The organism is uncultured Winogradskyella sp., from assembly GCF_947495255.1.
Lineage (GTDB): Bacteria > Bacteroidota > Bacteroidia > Flavobacteriales > Flavobacteriaceae > Winogradskyella.
Map to the genome: position 1 here is coordinate 1 of NZ_CANLYI010000045.1, position 215 is coordinate 215.

Annotated in this window: 1 protein-coding gene; it reads left to right on the forward strand. The window is 35.3% G+C overall.

The features are described from left to right. Positions 1–215 (forward strand): type IX secretion system membrane protein PorP/SprF (locus tag Q0807_RS18900; RefSeq protein WP_301162068.1); only part of this gene is annotated, 215 nt, incomplete at both ends.

The following is a 215-nucleotide window of genomic DNA, read 5'->3' on the forward strand; positions in this document are numbered from 1 at the left end:
GCAACATTTCACGATATTGGTTTAGCAGGTATTGATGTTATTGATCCAACTGACCCTTTCCTAAATCAGGATATTAACGAAACAACACCTAACATCGGTGCTGGTTTCTTTTACTATACAGACAAATACTACGTATCCTTATCTGTACCTAACCTATTATCTTCAGTACACTTAGATGATAGTGGTCTTAAAATTGGTTCTGAAACACAACACTA